This is a genomic window from Sneathiella chungangensis, from assembly GCF_009882935.1.
In the GTDB taxonomy this organism is placed as follows: domain Bacteria; phylum Pseudomonadota; class Alphaproteobacteria; order Sneathiellales; family Sneathiellaceae; genus Sneathiella; species Sneathiella chungangensis.
Genome location: NZ_WTVA01000003.1, coordinates 82,849 through 99,866 on the forward strand (window position 1 = coordinate 82,849; position 17,018 = coordinate 99,866).

The following is a 17,018-nucleotide window of genomic DNA, read 5'->3' on the forward strand; positions in this document are numbered from 1 at the left end:
CTGGAGAAAGCCGGGCACCCGCCCGGCTTTTTGCTTGCTTCCGCCTTGCATTCCCGGGTGGTTGGTATATCTCAAAAGGGCGCAGGAGTAAGAACAGGAAATGACAGGAAAAAGCATGTCTCTAACCAACAAGCAATATCGTCTCGCGGCGCGGCCCGTCGGGGTACCGAAGGACAGCGACTGGGAGTTCACGACGGAGCCGGTGCCGGAGATTGGCGCGGGCGACGTGCTGGTGAAAAATCACTATGCCTCCCTCGATCCGGCCATGCGCGGCTGGATGAACGAGGGCCGCTCCTATATTCCGCCGGTCAAGATCGGCGCGGTGATGCGCGCCGGCACGGTCGGCGAGGTGATTGCCTCCAACAGCCCGGACATCAAGGTCGGCGAGTTCGTGAGCGGGATGCTCGGCATCCAGCAGTATGGCAAGGCCGCCGCGAAGGAGCTGACGAAGGTCGATCCGAACCTCGCGCCCATCGAAAATTATCTTGGCGGCCTCGGTATGCCGGGCCTGACCGCCTATTTCGGTCTGCTTGACGTCGGCGCGGTGAAGGAAGGCGATACGGTGCTCGTCTCCGGCGCGGCCGGGGCGGTGGGCTCTATTGTCGGCCAGATCGCCAAGATCAAGGGCGCGCGCGCCGTCGGCATCGCCGGAGGGGCGGAGAAATGCGCCTATGTGGTCGATGAGCTCGGATTTGATGCCTGCCTCGACTACAAGTCGGACAGTTTCAAGCAGGACCTGAAGGAGCCGCTCAAGACCGGCGTCGACGTCTATTTCGACAATGTCGGCGGCGAGATCCTCGATATCGCGCTGGCCCGCATCAACCGCCATGCCCGCATCGTCATTTGCGGGGCGATTTCGCAGTATAACAACACCACGCCCATGCGCGGGCCGCAGAATTATATCAACCTGCTGGTCCATCACGCGCGCATGGAGGGATTCGTCGTCTTCGACTATGTCACCCGCTATGGTGAGGGCGTTCAGGACCTGGCGACATGGTACCGCGAGGGCAAGCTCAAACTCCGCAACCAGATCGAGACCGGGATCGGGAATTTCCCCTCGGTCCTTCTCAAGCTGTTCAAGGGCGAAAATACCGGCAAACTGCTCTTGAAAGTCGTCGAGGACTGACAAAAATAACAAATACATCATGACGATGAGGGCGCCGCCGATTTACGGCGGCGCCTTTTCTCTGTAGGCTGCTAACTTAAGTAGGATGTATTGAAAGGCTGTCGATGGAGTCGCTTGAGTTAATTCTTGTATTTGTCTCGTTTCTGTTCCTGATCGGCTGCCTGCTTACGCCTGTCGCCGACCGACTCGGTGCGCCATTCCTGCTGCTGTTTCTCTGCATCGGCTTGCTGATGGGGGAGAACGGCATCGGCGGTGTCCGGTTTGGCGATTTCAACATGGCCTATAATATCGGCTCCATCGCGCTGGCGCTGATCCTGTTTTCCGGTGGTCTTGACACCAGTCGCGAGATTTTCAAAAAAGCGGCAGCGCCGGCCATGTCGCTGGCCGTTGTCGGCGTGATCGCGACCTGCGTGATTGTCGGGGTGCTGATCCATTTCCTGTTCGACTTTCCAATCGGCATTGCGCTGCTTCTGGGCGCGGTTATCGGCTCGACGGACGCGGCCGCGACCTTCCTGCTGCTGCGGCAGCGCAATATCCAGCTGAAAGACAATCTTGGCGAAACCCTGAAGGTGGAGGCGGGGATCAACGATCCCATGGCGATCTTCCTGACCATCACCATGGTGACGATCGTCGATAACGACCTGCCGGTCGACCTGCCGACGCTGGTCTCCTTCCTGCCGGAACTCGCGCGCCAGCTCGGCCTCGGCGTTATCGGCGGCGTTATCGGCGGATTTGTCAGCGCCTTCCTGATCAACAAGGTCAAGATGCCGGTCAGCCTGTTCGCGCCCTTCGCCATGGCCTCGGCCCTGCTGTTGTTCAATCTGACGGCCTTAAGCGGCGGCAGCGGCTTTCTCGCCGTCTTTATCTGCGGGGCGATCCTGCGCGATCGCATGACCCACCAGACAGAGCGGGTCCGCCAGTTCCATGACGGTCTTTCCTGGATCAGCCAGATTGTCCTGTTCCTGATGCTTGGCCTGCTGGTGACGCCGAAGGACGTGCTTGCCCATATTCCGCTCGGCCTCGGTGTGGCGGCGGTGCTGATCTTCATTGCCCGGCCCCTTGCGACCAGCCTGTCGCTGACGCCCTTCGGCATCGGCTGGCGGCAGCAGGCTTTCATCGGCTGGGTCGGGCTGCGCGGCGCGGTGCCGATCTTCCTCGCCATCATCCCGGTGATCAGCCCGGGCCCGCTCAGCACGGGCTTTTTCGACGTCGTCTTCGTGGTCGTCGTTTCCTCGCTCCTGCTGCAGGGCTGGACCATCTCGCTCGCCGCGCGCTGGCTTGGCCTTGTCGCCGAGCCGGAGGACGGGCCGGAGCTGCCGCTTCGCGAAGGCAAGGATTGATTTTTTCCGCCAAAGGCCTTATCTAGTCGCGAGCCCGCGATGGGAAATTTCCCGACCGCCGGCTCTTTTTTTCAACCTCCGGCGCCGCGTGCGCGGGAGATCGGGACATATCATGACGATACTGGAAGAACGGGTCGCCAACCGGCGGACCTTCGCGATTATCGCCCATCCGGATGCGGGCAAGACGACGCTGACCGAGAAGCTGCTGCTGTTCGGCGGCGCCATTCAGCTTGCCGGCGCGGTGAAGACACGCGGCGAACAGCGGCGCGCGCGCTCCGACTGGATGAAGGTGGAGCGCGAAAGGGGCATCTCGGTCGCCTCCTCGGTGATGACGTTCGACTATCGCGACAAGACCTTCAACCTGCTCGACACCCCGGGCCATGAGGATTTCAGCGAGGATACCTACCGCACCCTGACCGCGGTCGACAGCGCCGTCATGGTGCTCGACGGTGCCAAGGGTATCGAGAGCCAGACCCGCAAACTGTTCGAGGTCTGCCGCCTTCGTGATATGCCGATCACCACCTTCATCAACAAGTTCGACCGCGAGGCGCTGGATCCGTTCGACCTCCTCGATGATATCGAGCAGACGCTGGCGCTCGACGTCGTGCCGGCAAGCTGGCCGATCGGCATGGGCCGGAATTTTCTCGGCTGTTATGACCTGTTCAACGACCGGCTGGTGTTGGTCGCGAAGGGCAAGGACAACCATATGGACGAGGGGGTCACCTGCAACGGCCTCGACGATCCCAAGCTCGATGAACTGTTGCCCGCCGATGCGGTGCAGAAACTGCGCGAGGATGTCGAGATGGCGCGTGGCCTCTGCCCGGAATTCGACCTGCAGGCGTATCTCGAGGGCACTATGACTCCGGTCTATTTCGGCAGCGCAATCAATAATTTCGGTGTGGAAACCCTGCTCAACGGCCTGACCGAGGCGGCGCCGAGCCCGCGGGCCGCGCCGGCGGCGGGACGCAATATCTCACCGCTTGAAGACAAGGTCAGCGGCTTTATCTTCAAGATCCAGGCGAATATGGACCCCAAGCATCGCGACCGCATCGCCTTCATGCGGCTGGTCTCCGGCCATTTCAAGCGCGGCGCCAAGCTGAAGCATGTGCGCAGCGAGAAGACGCTCAATATCCATAACCCGGTGCTGTTCCTTGCGCAGGACCGCGAACTCGCGGAGGAAGCCTGGCCCGGCGATATCATCGGCATTCCGAACCATGGCAACCTGCGCATCGGCGATGCCCTGACGGAGGGCGAGGAAATCCGCTTTACCGGCATCCCGAGCTTCGCGCCCGAACTGCTGCAGAAGGTGCGCCCCGTCGATCCGATGCGCGCCAAGCATCTGGGCCGGGCGCTGGTACAGCTCGCCGAGGAGGGCGCGGCGCGGACCTTCAAGACCCGCATGGGTTCCGACTGGGTGGTCGGCGTCGTCGGCGGCCTGCAATTCGAGGTGCTGGCCGATCGCATCCGCACCGAGTATGATATCCCCGTCAATTTTCAGGCAACGGAGCTTTACACCGCGCGCTGGGTCGAATGCGACGATGCGCGCGAGATGAAGAAATTCACCGACGCCAACCAGGCCTCGCTCGCGGAAGATCATGATGATGCGCCGGTCTTCCTCGCGCGCAATTCATGGCATCTGGAGCGGGCGGAAAAGGACTGGCCGAAGATCCGGTTCCTCAAGACCAAAGAACAATCCGCGTAAGGACCAGAAGAGGGAGAGAAAACATGCCTTCATTCGATATTGTCTCCAAGACCGACATGGCGGAGGTGGAGAACGCGCTGAACAATATCCGCCGCGAGATCGAGACCCGCTATGACTTCAAGGGCAGCAATTGCAAGATCGAGCGGGCCGATACCGCGATCACCATCTTTGCCGATGACGATCTCAAGCTGAAACAGATGCATGAGCTGCTGGCGACGCATCTCACGCGCCGCAAGATCGATGCGGGCGTCCTCGACTACAAGACGCCGGAGAAAGCCGCCGGGCAAAGCGTGCGGCAGGTCGTGACCGTCCGCCAGGGCATCGACAAGGAACTGGCGAAGAAGCTGGTGAAGGAGATCAAGAACTCCAAGATCAAGGTGCAGGTCTCAATCCAGGGGGACGAGCTCCGCGTTACCGGCAAAAAACGCGACGATCTGCAGGAGACCATCGCGTTTTGCAAGGGGCTCAAGCAGGAGCTGCCGCTGCAATATGTGAATTTCCGGGACTAGCGGAGCCTACTCCGGGCCGAAATAGCGCATCTCGATCTTCGGCGGGCCGTCTTCGTAAATCTGCATGATGGCGATCTCGCCATATTTGTCCGGCTGGCGGCCGTCCCCGCCCAGCTGGCCATAGATCGTTTGCAGATTATCCGTATTACCGACCCACATCACCGTCTTGCCGGGATTTTCCTCGACCAGCCGTTTGGCGACATTGCTCACCTCGATGACCCGAAGCTCGATCCCGCGTTCCTCGATCAGCGGCGCGACGGTGTCGAGGTTGCGCTTCTTGTCGGGGCTGTAGATCACGTCGATGTCAAGATCGGCAACGGCGGCGGGCAGGGCCCTTGCCCGGGCGATTCCCTTTTCATTGAGATCGCTCTTGAACGGAATGCGGTCGGCATGGCGAAGGAGAATGACGGTCGTTTCCGTGCCGGGGGGAGAATGGACCGAACTGCAGGCGGCCAGCAGTAACACACCTATGAACGCAGCAAGCGCCGCGCGCACAAATCCTCTTTGTTTCATGACGATCCCTCTCCCATAAACCCCGTGTCTCGCGATACTACTCAATTTCCCCATAAAAAGGCAATAAAGGTCATTTTGCGGCGATCTTATTGCTGCCAGAATGTGATTTTAGGAATGTATTCTTTCTACAAGTGACTCTCTTTCTTGGACGGGACGATTTTTATGATTGATTTACTCCATACTATTTTAAAGTTTACTCATATAGGAAGCCTTGCACTTGGTATTGGCGGGGCGATTATTTCCGACCTGTTTGTTCTTGGGCTGTTGAATAAAGCCATTACAAGAAGTGATCTCCGATTGCTGGAGAATCTTGAAAAAATTGTGTTTCTCGGCTTGATGATGCTGTGGATTTCGGGCGTTGGCTTTTTTGTTGAGTATCAGCTGTTTTCGCCGGAGAATTTGAGCAATCCGAAGATCATGGCGAAACTGACGATTGTCATGATCGTGACCTTGAACGGCCTGTTATTTCACATGTTTTTTCACAACCGCGTCTTCCGGGAGGGGATGGTGATCGTTGAGTTGCCGGTGGTGACCTATTACTCGTTGATCCTGTTCGGAACGCTCAGTTGCTTCAGCTGGATCGGCGCGATGACCCTCGGCGCGGTGTCGCAGCTCAACTACGCCTTTCCCTATCTGCATATCATGGCGGGATATCTTGCCATCGTCGCCATCGGCATGGTGTGCGGTTGCACATTCGCCACCTTCAAGCGCTGGCATGCGAGCCGCAAGGCGGGGCTTGCCACCGGTGATGTCACGGAACAGCGGTTCCAGGCACCGCCGCAATTCGCCGTGAAACGTTAGGCCAGAACCCACCGGTCCGGGCTCACTCCCCGGGCCGGCTGATTTTCAGGTCAGCCTGTAAAGGTCCAACTCATCCCCGTCGCCATTCGCGCTGATCTCTCCGCTTTCGACCATATGCAGGATATGGGCGAAGACGGAGCGGGCGGCGGCCGGGTGCAGGGTCTCCGGGACATCGACATACATCCTTTTGACCATATCCTTGATGGTCATCGGACCGGAACTCAAACAGCTGCGGATCTGGTCCATGCGCTCATGGCGGTGGGCGATCAGCGCCTCGACGAAGGGTTTGGTCTCCGTGATCGCCGGGCCATGGGTCGGCCAGTAGGTGTCGTAATCGAATTGCAGCAGCTTTTCGAGGCTCTGCATATAATCGCTCATATTCCCGTCCGGCGGCGAGACGACGGTGGTGGACCAGCCCATGACGTGATCGCCGGTGAAGAGGGTTTTCTCCTCGCGCAGGCCGAAACAGACATGGTTCGACAGATGCCCCGGCGTATGGATCACATCGACGGTCCAGCCGTTTCCGAGGATGACGTCGCCATCCTCGAGCTTGATATCGGGCGTGAAGTCCATGTCGCCGCCTTCTTCCAACCCGGCCTCCGCCTTGCCGCCGCCATGCGGGCCGAAGCCGTAGGTTTTCGCACCGGTCAGCTGTTTAAGCGGCTCCGCGGCCGGGGAATGGTCGCGGTGGGTATGGGTGATCAGGATATGGGTGACCATCTCGCCCTTCAGCGCGGCCATCAGCGCGCCGACATGCGCGCCATCCAGCGGGCCGGGATCGATCACCGCCACTTCCCCCTTGCCGATGATATAGGTGCCGGTGCCGTGAAAGGTGAAAGCGCTCGGGTTCCGGGCGATCACCCGCCGGACAAACGGGCTCAGCTCGTCCGAGACGCCATATTCAAACTCGAGCTCTCTCTTGTAGGGAACCGTTACCGCCATAAACCTGCCTTCTGCATTTTTCCGGCAATTGTAACCATAAGCGCCATGGCGGCAACAGGAATGTTTGGAGGATCACTGATGTGAGAGAACACGGAAATCATTGAATACCGCCAAAGTAGTAAATACATAAATAATTGAAGAAAATCTCCGGGGAGAGAGAATGTGCCTGCCGGGAATTATGAAGAGGGTATCGAGCGAATAAATCTCACGGGTGCCGCCAATATGCCGGATCAGCGCGACTTACGCGCCCGGCAGCGCGAAAGAATGCGCTCAAAAATCATCGGCTGTGCCGTCGCAATAATTTTGGTCTTTGTCTTCTATGGTGGTTACTGGATACAGACTCTGGGTCGTACCGATGCCGCGGTAAAAACCGCAAATGCGGCGTCCCTGATATATGCGGGGGATTATGAACAGGCATTGGTGGTGGCGGACGATGTTGTAAATTCCGGCCATTACCAATGGTACGGCCATTTATATAAAATCGTCTCGCTCATTCATCTCCAGCGGTTTAAGGAAGCGGATGCCGAGGCGGATAAGCTGGCGTCCTATTATTCGAGCGGACTGACGATGCCGCGCCGGTTTTTCAAAACCTTTTTGCTCGCGAAAATGCTGAACAATAAATACGATGAGGATTTAAAGGGATCGCTCTCCGATCGCTATCCGCCGGCGATCGTGAAGATTATTCGTGAGGTGAGGGAGCTTAAGAATGTTTGCTATCCGATTGTGAGCGCTGCGGATATTGCGGATCTGCATTCGGTCCCGAAAGCGAAGGGCTGTTTCTCGTGGCCGAATTATTGACGTTTCTACCGGGCCAGAGAATAGGTCTGTTTGAGCGGGACGCCGGAGCGGTGTCGATTTGTTTGAGGCGGCTGACGCTCCGTCGGTCAGGCCTGTTTCACGAAATTTCTCATATGCGCGAGGACGAATTCCTCGGCCTCGTCATAGTCCGGGGTCGCGATCGCCTCCATCTCGATATCCTTGGTTAGGGCGATGGCCTTGATTAGCTTGATCATGTTGTCATAGGCGGGGTCGCTGGTGACAACGGCGTAATAGAACCGCTTGATGCCCTTGCTGACCAGCAGGTCGCCGAAATGCGACATATCCGAAATCGACAGCAGGCTCTCCCTGCCGGTTCGGTTGTCGAGGATGCAGAAATAATTTTCGGTTTTGTTGAGGTTGAGGGTTTCCTCATACACGGGCGCGCGATCATCGCGGTCGAGCAGGCCGCCCGGCGTCACAACATGCAGCAATTCACCGCCGCTTTCTTTCGTCTCATAATGCAGGTTATCGAAAGAGCCCGATGCGACATTACGCCATTTCATTTAATATCCTCACGACGCTTATTTCAGTTCGCTGCCCTCCGCCGGTGACAGCCAACCCAATATGAACAGTAAACCTAATGATTAACGCGTTCAAGTTATAGCCAAAACGGTTTCAAGGCCGAATTAAGCGGCCTTTTCGCGTTCCCTATTTATCGATAGGGCGCATTTTCCGAAAATCAAATATTCTTTAAATTTTTAAGCCGATTTCCGCATAATTTCTTGCGGGGGCAGGGGCGATGGGTGGCGGAATGACGGAGGCCTAGCTCCATTCCGCAAGTTCGACCGTGATATTCTCCGGACCGGTGATGAAGAACAGGCGGCGGTTATGGAAGGCCTTGAGCTCGCTCCTGACCTCGACCCCGTGGGATTTGAGATGACGAACCATTGCCGCCGCATCCTTCACCGCAAAGCAGATATGATTGAAGCCAAGCTTGTCGAGGCGCGCGTCATTTTGCGGCATCTGCGCCGCCACAGGATGGCGGTAATGCAGCACCTGCACCTCGAACCGCGGCGCGGCACCGGGAATGGCGAGGGTCACGTGATCGGCCTCGATATCCGGCACGCCCATGTAACCGGCAAAGGGCTCGCCGGCGATGACAACCCGTTTATCCTCCTCAAAGCCGAGGAGCGCGAAGAAGTCGATCGCCGCCTGAAGGTCGCGGACGGCAACGGTGACATGGTCGAAATGAGTGATCACGGGCGGTGTCTCCGAAATAATTACTGGATGGGATAGCAGGGGTCGTCCTTGCCTTCGCTTTCCCAGTTCACCCAGAGCTTCTCATCGGTGCCCATCTGCAGCGTCACATAGTTGCGGCGGCGGATATACTGGTCGGAGGCGAAGGGGGTGAGCATGGAAATGCGGATATCCCGATTTTCGTCGAGATATTCGGTGTCGTCATTGGTCACCGTCATGATGCCGATCCATTGCAGGCGGCTTGGCGCCGGATGGACGATGCCCGAGGAGACCACCTGATGCACCTTGCAGTGCCGTTTGCTGTCATGGATGACGCCGATGCAGCCGATATGCACGTCGCCCGAGAGGATCACCGTCTTGAGATCTTTCTGGGAATTGGCGCCGTCGCGTTTTTCGACATTATCCAGCAGCCGGTGGATCAGCCGCGCCCGCTCTCCCTGATGGTTTTTCGACCGCCAGTGATCCTTGAGGTCGTCCGTCAGTTCCTCCTCCCAGGGGGTGGCGTCGAACACCCCCTCGGTGAAGGAGAAATCGCGGTAGACGACCGGTACGGCGGAGAGAACCAGCAAATGGCCGTCCGTCTTCTTTTTCAAGTAATCGATCACCTTGTCCCACTGCGCCTCGCTCATTACCCGCTCCAGCGTCCGCTCCGCCCGGTTATCGAGCGCGAGGACATTATATCCCCGGAATTTAAGGGCGAAGGCATAATGATCCGCCTGATTGTCGAGCAGGCTCGCATTGAAGCGGGAGCGGATCTGGAACATCTCGAAATATTTCTTTGCGGTTGTGAAGATATACTGGAACACCTCGCATTCGAGAAGGTCATCGGGGAAGCTGCCCCAGCCATCGAAAATATCGTGATCGTCCCACATCATGACAGAGGGGATGGAGGCGAGCATCAGGCTCATATGCGGGTCGGTCCAGCGGCTCTGGTAAAGCTTGTCATAGAATTTGTCGATCTGCGGGCGCATGGTGGTGTTGGCGACGCGGGTGATCTTTTCGGTGCGGGGAAGCGCGTTCCATTCCTGCAGCTCGGGCACGGCGGTCCAGATACTGTCCGCATAGAGCTGGTCTCCGCCGAGGAGGAGGAGGGAGAAGGGAGCCTCATCCCCGTCACGATGTTTTTCGGCCATTTCTTGCCAGAGAAGATAGGGCTTTTCGGTCTTGTGCATGAGGTCGAGGGAAGAAAAGCCGTTGCAGGACGCATAGGCGAATTTGGGCCTCTCCCCCTTGCCGGGCACATAAAATTCCCAGTTGCTCCGCCCGTTTCCGCAGTCCGCCGTCGCGCCGTCGATCTCGATCCGATACTCGACTTTCTTGCCGGTCTGGCCGGTTGGCGCCGCAATCGTCTGCTCCCCCCGCCAGACACGGGAGGAGGGCGTTTCGCCCACGATCCTGCAGGGTTTGGGCGTGCCATCAACGATCCATTCCGCCGCCTGCACCTCCGGCGCGGTGGAGAAGATAACCGTATAGGCCGTCTCCGCCTCCACCCCCAGAATTGGTCCAACCTTCAGATTCGGCATCTCTCCCTCCCGCCTAGAATGCGCGCGATCAATACCCGCTGGCTCCGATACTACGTCGTGGACTTCATGGCATCAAGTGTTGCGGGGGAAGGAGGATTTTAAGATAAAATGGTCGAAGGAAGAGAATATTGGTGTTTCTCCCCGAACCAAAAGAAAAATTTTAGACATCCTATCAATGATTGGGTGACGCAATTGCGAAATCATTCATCTTTGTTAAAGTTTTGCGTATTAGAAATTTCCCGGATATGTTTTGGGAGGGGCGTCTAAACTACTAGCGGGGGTAAATACCAATGAACCGCGGATCATTTTTTTTACTTATGATTTGGTCGATTTTTTTCGGATGTAATGCGTCGGCTGAGGATCAACCCCTTTGGAAGACAGTAGGGGAATGGGAAGTAAGAGTAGATCTTTCACTAAACAATGGATGTTTTGTGCTCGCTAGATATGAAACAGGTACGTTTTTTAGGCTCGGTTTTAATCCTCCGGTTGGCAACGCGTATATAATGTTTGGTAGTCTGGATTGGCAATCTTTAGAGCACGGCAAGGAGTATTTGATAAAGATTCGGTTCGATGATGAAGAACCTTGGAGTGGTTATGCAACAGGCACAGGGTTATCAAAAGATCTAACCGCACTTACGCTAGTCGTCGATGAAGCTGATTTCATTCGAGAGTTTATGAAAAAAAATGTAATTGTCATTGAATACCGAGGAAAAGAAATAAGTCGGCTTTCTTTACGAGGATCATTTGCTGCAGGGATGGAATTGTTGCAATGCCAAACGGAATTTGATGACCATAAGAATAAAAAGAAGAAAATTGATCCCTTTTCAAATCATTCAAATAAGAAAGATCCATTTAGCAGTTAAATTTTTTATACGATTAGCAATTAAGCTGTCCATCTAATTTCGTTCCACCATGGACATGATGCTCTATTTTTGTGACAGCTTATAGAAGGCAGAAAGCCAGTTCATTATTCTATGCGGAGATAGGAAAAGTTTAGAAAAGAATGGTCGGGGCGAGAGGATTCGAACCTCCGACCCCATCGTCCCGAACGATGTGCGCTACCAGGCTGCGCCACGCCCNACGGCACTCCGGAGCAGCCGTTAGCTTGGCGAGTCCGTCAGGTTCGCGGTGTTATAGAGGCCGATTACCTTTTCGCTCGTCAGCAGCCCGCTGAAAAACCCGTCCTCCTTCTTTTTGGGGATGAACACGGCTTTCACCCAGAAGGCCTTATCGGGGGCGAGGGAGAATTTGCCGGGGACAATGCCGGTGACCCAGCCATTGCCATGGACAATATAGCGGCTGTCGTCGGAGAAGCCCTCCGGACCATCCTTGACCTCGCTGATGCGCAGCTGGACCTTGTCGCCGTCCAGCAGGCGGTCCATGAAGAAGGTGACAATGGAATATTCCGCCATATCCTGCGGCGCATTGGGATCGCCCACGGTCACCGCATGCGTCAGGATGTGGCTGCGGAAGGTCGTGTAGTCGCGCACCTCTGCCTCGGTCATCTGCTCAATCGCCGCAATCGGGACGATATAGCTTTCCGCGACCGGGAATTCGGCGCGCATATAGCCCCATTGGTGGCCCATCAGGACCACTTTTTCGTCCTTGAGCTCATAATCGGCGACAAACGATACGCCCACGCGGCGGCCCGTCGCATCGACCAGCACCAGGCTCGCGCCGAGCCGGTTGATCGCGGGCATATCTTTCGGATGGAAAAAATCGTTGAGCTGGACCTTCTCGACGCCGAACCAGGAAAGATCGATATTCTCGTCTGTGGCAATGCCAGCGCTGCCGACAACGTCGAACTCCTCATCGATGGCATCCGGTTCCCCGTCCTTGAGGCGGAGCACCGTCGCTGCCACCGCCGACTGGATATGCCAGGCAACCTCTCCGGGGTTCAGCGCGACGGCATTGATGACTTCCTCTTCCTCGTCGCTGGAGCCGAACGGGTTAGTGAAGATATTGGTGACGCTCTCGCTCACGCCCTCCTGACAGCCGCCAAGAAGCAGGGGCAGCAGGACGGCGCCGAGAGCGAAAAGCCGGTGGATGGGGATCGGTTTTGCGATTTCAGTCATTTTCGTTCCCCCTAAAAACGGTGCCGGTCGGCAAGGGCCTTGGTGACCGCTGCCTTCACATCGGGCGTAGCATAGTCCAGGTAATTCTTCGCCACTTCCGGATCCCGGAGCGCGGCCTGCACGGCCTTGTTGATCAAATCCTGTTTCTCCTTCTCCGCAGCCGCCGCGGCCGCTTTCGCCTTCACATCCGGATTTGACGCCGTCCAGAGGCCCTCCTGTGCCTGTTCCGGCGTCGCGGGGTTTGCCGACGGGCTTCGCTCGTAATAAAACTGCGGGAAGGTCAGGGCAAAAAGGAAATAGCGGATCGAGTGGGCGAAGACATACTGGAAAAAGGTAACGGTAAATTCGGTCGTCAGGGCCAGAATCGCGCGCGCCCTCAACGCCGGTGGCAGCGTCAGGATCTGCGGCCCGAACAGGTTGACGACGATGGCGTAACTCAACAGAACGATGGTAACAAAGGTCGTTGGCTTGGTGAAGGCCGACACCGTGTTCAGGATCACGATGCCGCCGCCATCCCCACTTGCCGAGGCCATCCGGATCGGGGTCCAGAGCATCAGAACCATTAACAGGACAGTGACTAATTTCCGCATCGGTAGTCCCCCTCGTTATATGATGTTTTTATACTAGAGAGACTGCCAAGTTGAGTCAAACCCGGCCGTATAATGCTAATATACGGTCTTTCATTCTTGTATTCTTAGGACATTTCCGCCTGCTTGCCGGGCGTCTTGTCTCTATCTATTGAGCTTATACAGCGCTATGGCGTTCTCATACCCAATCTTGCGCGCGACCTGCGGGGGTAACAAGGTCAGGAAATGATCCGTTCTCCGGCGAATTTTCTCCGCGTAACCCGAATAGCGGGAAGCCGCGCCGGAACTGAACGGCGCGGTAAAAAACTGGTCTCCACCCAGAACGAACCGGTCTGGAAAGTCTATCAGCAACTGCCGCCACTCCGGTCTAAGAATGCCTCCTGCGCCGATTGGATGGTTCATCTTTGCCGTGGCATCGCCTTGCCCGGCGCCCATGCGCAGGCTCATATAGAGGTTTGGATGTGCCGTCAGAAGGCGGCGGGAAACGTCTACCGTCCAATGTCCCACATTGTCTGAACCCGCATGAGCCCAAATTATTTTTGCTTTGATATTGTGGTCCAACAGACGTTCAAGCCCGTCGATGTTTTTGATCAGGGAAGGTGGGTTGGCAGGTGAGGAGAGCCATTCCGGTGTTTTTATGTCTTTCACTATCAGCTCATTATGGAAATCTATGACCACATCATGTTCCGCCGCAATGTCAGCAAGCAGCAACAGAAGCGGATGATCGGCCGGCACGGACTCAAAGGGATGATCGAAAGAGAACGACAGGTGCAATCCGGCGATCTCTCCAAACCCGACCGCGCCGAGGGCCAGTATCTCTTCCGCCCTCCGCCGGAAACGTTGCGCCAGTTCAGACGAAACAACCCCGTCCCGGGCTTCTTCATGAATCATGGGATTAAGCGTTCCGCCGCCCCCCAGGAATGCCAGGCGCCCCGAATAATTCTTTGCTTCATTCAGAAAATCCTCCAGGCGCCATCTCGCGGCGTTTTGCGGTGTCGGCATAAGCACCGCGCCGACCATGGCGGTCTCGTTAATTGTTTTCGCGATATCCTGAACGACGCCACTATAATCAGCATTCTTTGCCCCGGCGGCGGGATGCACATGGACATCGATCCAATCGATTATTTGGGAACTTTTATTTTGCCCGGAGGGCGAATTTTTCCGTCGACGATCAAGGAAAATGTCGATCTCATCACGCGTTAATACACCGTCCTTGTTGAGATCGAAATTGCGAAAGACGTGAGGTTGGCCTAACCATTCTTCTTTCGCAATCCGCCCATCCCCGTCCGTGTCCATACGGGCCAGCATTCTCTCGGCAGATGGCCCCTCTGCGGGGGTCGCGGAGACGCTTCCAATCAAGCAGAGGATTAATCCGCAAAAGACCATTAGACAGAAATTTCTCAATCTCATTGGCGGCCCTCCCACATGTGCGCCCTCACATCTTTTGCCCTTCCTTGGAGGCACGTTGTTTGCGCAGCGCTACTGATCCCGGCGGATTGTCCATTTGATTGGTACCCCATCGGGGTGGGTTAAACTCAGCCGATCGTCCTCACGAACCAGTCTGGGGCAAAGCTGTTGGCCATTGGCGAACCGAGAAAATTGCATACAGTATTTGTAATTTTCAACCCACCATTTCCCGGTTTCACGGTAAAATGTACCGGCCATGCTGCCAACCCGTTCCACTTCAAATTCAGCCACGCCGTCAGGCAAAACCCTTATCGTGAAAGGACCTCCTGTTTTCTTTGTCGTTCCCTGAATGATGAAGCCGGGCATCAACTCGCCTATTTGCTCCGCTTTGAGGGAGTCTGTCGAAAAATTGGCCGGTAACGTCGATAGTGATACGGGCGGCGTCGAAGCCTCTCGCCAAGCCATGAAACCGGCGAACAGTATCAAAAGAAATGCCGCGGCAGTTAGGCTGGCTATTGTCCGCCGGCCCAAAATTTTCCGTTTTCCCTGCGCTTTCCGGCCAGGCGCAATGGAAACGGGGCCGGGCATAATGCGGAACGCACCAACTGGATGCCCAATGTTTTTCACTTCCTGTGGACCGAGATCTTCAAATCCGATGGAAAGTTTGTCTTTGACCTGTTCAAATGTGTTGGCCGAAATACAGATACTACCAGGCTGGGCAAGACCTTCCAGCCTGGCGGCGATATTGACACCGTCGCCGAAAAGGTCTTCGCCTTCTATCATCACATCACCGACATTTATGCCGATGCGTAGCTTGATCTGCTTGTCGTCGGGCAATAGCGCATTTCGTGTGCTCAGTTCCTCTTGAATGGAAATGGCGCAGCGAACACACTCAACGGCGCTGTCGAATTCGGCGAGGACGGCATCGCCTGCTGTATTGAAGATGCGTCCACGATGCTTCTCTATCAGCCCATCAATAATTTTGCGGTAATTTCTAAAGGTCCGGAGGGTGTTTTCTTCGTCTTCCGACATCAATCGAGAGTAACCGACGACGTCGGCGGCCATGATGGTGGTCAGTTTGCGAACAACGTCATCCGTGCTCATACCCTGTTTCCCGCATATTTTATCTCCGCGCGCCAAGCGAACAGGATAAAATGAGGATACAGCTTCCGATTTTATCCACCGGCTGCGATACTTGTATACTAGCAACTATCTCGGACGACGTAAAATCAATATCTTGGAAAGAATGGTCGGGGCGAGAGGATTCGAACCTCCGACCCCATCGTCCCGAACGATGTGCGCTACCAGGCTGCGCCACGCCCNNNCGTGCCGTGCCCGTGGAATGATGGGCCCGGCGAAAAGCAAGAGGGTTATAATCAGGTTTGGGCGGCTTCTGCAAGGGCGAAATGATGCCGCCGCCCATTTTCCTCAAAAAATTCTAGAATGCCCGCTCGATGGAGAAATCGACAGCCTCCAGCAGCGCGGCCTTGATCTCGCTCTCCTCGAAGATGCCGAGGGCGTCCTTCGCCATCGCTCCGTAATGCCGCGCGCGTTCAATGGTATCCTCAAGCGCGTTGTGGCGGCGGATAATTTCGAGCGCCTTTTCTAAATCGCTGTCCGTCTGCTCGCCATCTTCGACGACGCGCTTCCAGAAGGCCCGCTCCTCGGTATTGCCACGGCGGAAGGCGAGAAGGATGGGGAGCGTCACTTTCCCCTCCCGGAAGTCATCGCCAATGGCCTTGCCGAGGGCCAGTTGCTCGGCGGAATAGTCAAGCGCGTCATCGACAAGCTGGAAGGCGATGCCGAGATTGCGGCCAAAGCTTTCAAGCGCCTCGGCCTCCGCCTTCGGCCGTCCGGCGACTACGGCCCCGACCTCGCAGGCGGCGGCGAAGAGCGCGGCGGTCTTGGAGGAGATGACCTGAAGGTAGCTGTCCTCCGTCGTGTTGGTGTCGCCGACATTCATCAGCTGCATTACCTCGCCCTCGGCGATGACGGCGGAGGCGTTGGAGAGAATCGACAGCACTTCGAGCGAGCCGTCCTCGACCATCAGCTGGAAGGAGCGGCTGAACAGGAAATCGCCGACCAGCACGCTTGCCTGGTTGCCCCAGAGCACATTCGCCGTCTCGTTGCCGCGGCGCAGGTTGCTCTCGTCGACCACATCGTCATGGAGGAGCGTCGCGGTATGGATGAACTCGACACAGGCCGCGAGCTTCTTCGCCCGATCCCCCTCATAGCCGCAGAGTTTCGCGGACCCGAGGGTGAGAACCGGGCGCAGCCGCTTGCCGCCCGCGGCGATCAGGTGGCGCGCCAGGGTCGGGATCAGCTCGACCTCGCTATGCATGCGCTTGAGAATGATGTCGTTCGTGTCCGCGAGATCCTGTTCCACGATTGCCAGCAGGCGGGCGATCGACGCCTTCGTCTCGCGATCTTTTCGCGCGTCCAGATTTACGATAATAGCCAATTTTTCCTCATTCGGC

General features: G+C 56.7%; 17 protein-coding genes and 2 tRNA genes. 7 read left to right on the plus strand and 12 right to left on the minus strand.

Annotated elements, in window-relative coordinates; translation table 11 throughout:
• The first annotated feature begins 115 nt into the window (after positions 1-115).
• The 4 genes from GQF03_RS07405 (at position 116) to GQF03_RS07420 (ending at position 4,677) form a co-directional block, all read left to right on the plus strand.
• Entirely contained in the window at positions 116-1,126 is a 1,011-nt protein-coding gene (locus GQF03_RS07405; RefSeq protein WP_161338613.1) for an NADP-dependent oxidoreductase, read from the plus strand.
• A 104-nt stretch (positions 1,127-1,230) separates the two neighbouring features.
• Positions 1,231-2,466: a potassium/proton antiporter gene (locus GQF03_RS07410; protein ID WP_161338614.1), complete on the plus strand. Its 1,236-nt coding sequence runs from the start codon at positions 1,231-1,233 to the stop codon at positions 2,464-2,466.
• Positions 2,467-2,578: 112 nt separating this feature from the next.
• Positions 2,579-4,168, plus strand: a complete 1,590-nt coding sequence (locus GQF03_RS07415) for a peptide chain release factor 3 (RefSeq protein WP_161338615.1) — start codon at positions 2,579-2,581, stop codon at positions 4,166-4,168.
• 23 nt (positions 4,169-4,191) lie between these two features.
• A complete protein-coding gene (locus GQF03_RS07420; RefSeq protein ID WP_161338616.1) occupies positions 4,192-4,677 on the plus strand; it encodes a YajQ family cyclic di-GMP-binding protein in 486 nt (161 codons plus the stop codon).
• 6 nt (positions 4,678-4,683) lie between these two features.
• Here the strand turns inward: GQF03_RS07420 and GQF03_RS07425 are convergent, their stop codons facing one another.
• Positions 4,684-5,190, minus strand: a complete 507-nt coding sequence (locus tag GQF03_RS07425; RefSeq protein ID WP_161338617.1) for a histidine phosphatase family protein — start codon at positions 5,188-5,190, stop codon at positions 4,684-4,686.
• Positions 5,191-5,352: 162 nt separating this feature from the next.
• On the opposite strand from GQF03_RS07425, the gene GQF03_RS07430 reads away from it, so the two are divergent.
• The gene (locus GQF03_RS07430) at positions 5,353-5,991 is read left to right on the plus strand and encodes a hypothetical protein (protein ID WP_161338618.1); all 639 of its coding nucleotides are present in this window, start codon (positions 5,353-5,355) and stop codon (positions 5,989-5,991) included.
• 45 nt (positions 5,992-6,036) lie between these two features.
• Here GQF03_RS07430 and GQF03_RS07435 read toward each other — a convergent pair whose 3' ends face one another.
• Positions 6,037-6,933 (minus strand): MBL fold metallo-hydrolase, encoded by an 897-nt coding sequence (locus tag GQF03_RS07435; protein ID WP_161338619.1) that lies wholly within the window; start codon positions 6,931-6,933, stop codon positions 6,037-6,039.
• A 162-nt stretch (positions 6,934-7,095) separates the two neighbouring features.
• Between GQF03_RS07435 and GQF03_RS07440 the strand changes: the two genes are divergently transcribed.
• Positions 7,096-7,731 (plus strand): hypothetical protein, encoded by a 636-nt coding sequence (locus GQF03_RS07440; protein WP_161338620.1) that lies wholly within the window; start codon positions 7,096-7,098, stop codon positions 7,729-7,731.
• Between the two features lie 86 nt (positions 7,732-7,817).
• Here the strand turns inward: GQF03_RS07440 and GQF03_RS07445 are convergent, their stop codons facing one another.
• The 3 genes from GQF03_RS07445 to GQF03_RS07455 all read right to left on the minus strand — a co-directional run bounded on the left by GQF03_RS07445 (position 7,818) and on the right by GQF03_RS07455 (position 10,472).
• Complete coding sequence (locus GQF03_RS07445; RefSeq protein WP_161338621.1) at positions 7,818-8,255, minus strand: hypothetical protein; 438 nt, start codon at positions 8,253-8,255, stop codon at positions 7,818-7,820.
• Between the two features lie 259 nt (positions 8,256-8,514).
• Positions 8,515-8,952 carry a VOC family protein gene (locus GQF03_RS07450; protein WP_161338622.1) on the minus strand — a complete coding sequence of 146 codons (438 nt, stop codon included), beginning with the start codon at positions 8,950-8,952 and terminating at the stop codon, positions 8,515-8,517.
• A 20-nt stretch (positions 8,953-8,972) separates the two neighbouring features.
• On the minus strand, positions 8,973-10,472 hold the full coding sequence (locus tag GQF03_RS07455) for an alkaline phosphatase D family protein (RefSeq protein ID WP_161338623.1): 1,500 nt from the start codon (positions 10,470-10,472) through the stop codon (positions 8,973-8,975).
• A gap of 290 nt (positions 10,473-10,762) precedes the next feature.
• Between GQF03_RS07455 and GQF03_RS07460 the strand changes: the two genes are divergently transcribed.
• Positions 10,763-11,335: a hypothetical protein gene (locus GQF03_RS07460; protein ID WP_161338624.1), complete on the plus strand. Its 573-nt coding sequence runs from the start codon at positions 10,763-10,765 to the stop codon at positions 11,333-11,335.
• Positions 11,336-11,476: 141 nt separating this feature from the next.
• On the opposite strand, the gene GQF03_RS07465 is transcribed toward GQF03_RS07460, so the two are convergent.
• The 7 genes from GQF03_RS07465 to GQF03_RS07495 all read right to left on the minus strand — a co-directional run bounded on the left by GQF03_RS07465 (position 11,477) and on the right by GQF03_RS07495 (position 17,002).
• Positions 11,477-11,553 (minus strand) — tRNA-Pro (locus tag GQF03_RS07465).
• A 19-nt stretch (positions 11,554-11,572) separates the two neighbouring features.
• A complete protein-coding gene (locus GQF03_RS07470) occupies positions 11,573-12,547 on the minus strand; it encodes a hypothetical protein (protein WP_161338625.1) in 975 nt (324 codons plus the stop codon).
• 11 nt (positions 12,548-12,558) lie between these two features.
• On the minus strand, positions 12,559-13,137 hold the full coding sequence (locus GQF03_RS07475; protein WP_161338626.1) for a hypothetical protein: 579 nt from the start codon (positions 13,135-13,137) through the stop codon (positions 12,559-12,561).
• A gap of 141 nt (positions 13,138-13,278) precedes the next feature.
• Positions 13,279-14,442, minus strand: coding sequence for an amidohydrolase family protein (locus tag GQF03_RS07480; protein ID WP_161338627.1), 1,164 nt, complete (start codon positions 14,440-14,442; stop codon positions 13,279-13,281).
• 171 nt (positions 14,443-14,613) lie between these two features.
• Entirely contained in the window at positions 14,614-15,645 is a 1,032-nt protein-coding gene (locus tag GQF03_RS07485) for an adenylate/guanylate cyclase domain-containing protein (protein WP_161338628.1), read from the minus strand.
• A gap of 143 nt (positions 15,646-15,788) precedes the next feature.
• A tRNA-Pro gene (locus tag GQF03_RS07490) sits at positions 15,789-15,863 on the minus strand.
• 116 nt (positions 15,864-15,979) lie between these two features.
• Complete coding sequence (locus tag GQF03_RS07495) at positions 15,980-17,002, minus strand: polyprenyl synthetase family protein (RefSeq protein ID WP_161338629.1); 1,023 nt, start codon at positions 17,000-17,002, stop codon at positions 15,980-15,982.
• Between the last annotated feature and the right edge of the window lie 16 nt (positions 17,003-17,018).

Bases quoted from the DNA above. Each gene is read 5' to 3' on its own strand.
- GQF03_RS07405 (WP_161338613.1), top strand. From the start codon at position 116: ATGTCTCTAACCAACAAGCAATATCGTCTCGCGGCGCGGCCCGTCGGG.
- GQF03_RS07410 (WP_161338614.1), top strand. From the start codon at position 1,231: ATGGAGTCGCTTGAGTTAATTCTTGTATTTGTCTCGTTTCTGTTCCTG.
- GQF03_RS07415 (WP_161338615.1), top strand. From the start codon at position 2,579: ATGACGATACTGGAAGAACGGGTCGCCAACCGGCGGACCTTCGCGATT.
- GQF03_RS07420 (WP_161338616.1), top strand. From the start codon at position 4,192: ATGCCTTCATTCGATATTGTCTCCAAGACCGACATGGCGGAGGTGGAG.
- GQF03_RS07425 (WP_161338617.1), bottom strand. From the start codon at position 5,190: ATGAAACAAAGAGGATTTGTGCGCGCGGCGCTTGCTGCGTTCATAGGT.
- GQF03_RS07430 (WP_161338618.1), top strand. From the start codon at position 5,353: ATGATTGATTTACTCCATACTATTTTAAAGTTTACTCATATAGGAAGC.
- GQF03_RS07435 (WP_161338619.1), bottom strand. From the start codon at position 6,933: ATGGCGGTAACGGTTCCCTACAAGAGAGAGCTCGAGTTTGAATATGGC.
- GQF03_RS07445 (WP_161338621.1), bottom strand. From the start codon at position 8,255: ATGAAATGGCGTAATGTCGCATCGGGCTCTTTCGATAACCTGCATTAT.
- GQF03_RS07455 (WP_161338623.1), bottom strand. From the start codon at position 10,472: ATGCCGAATCTGAAGGTTGGACCAATTCTGGGGGTGGAGGCGGAGACG.
- GQF03_RS07460 (WP_161338624.1), top strand. From the start codon at position 10,763: ATGAACCGCGGATCATTTTTTTTACTTATGATTTGGTCGATTTTTTTC.
- GQF03_RS07470 (WP_161338625.1), bottom strand. From the start codon at position 12,547: ATGACTGAAATCGCAAAACCGATCCCCATCCACCGGCTTTTCGCTCTC.
- GQF03_RS07475 (WP_161338626.1), bottom strand. From the start codon at position 13,137: ATGCGGAAATTAGTCACTGTCCTGTTAATGGTTCTGATGCTCTGGACC.
- GQF03_RS07480 (WP_161338627.1), bottom strand. From the start codon at position 14,442: ATGCTGGCCCGTATGGACACGGACGGGGATGGGCGGATTGCGAAAGAA.
- GQF03_RS07485 (WP_161338628.1), bottom strand. From the start codon at position 15,645: ATGAGCACGGATGACGTTGTTCGCAAACTGACCACCATCATGGCCGCC.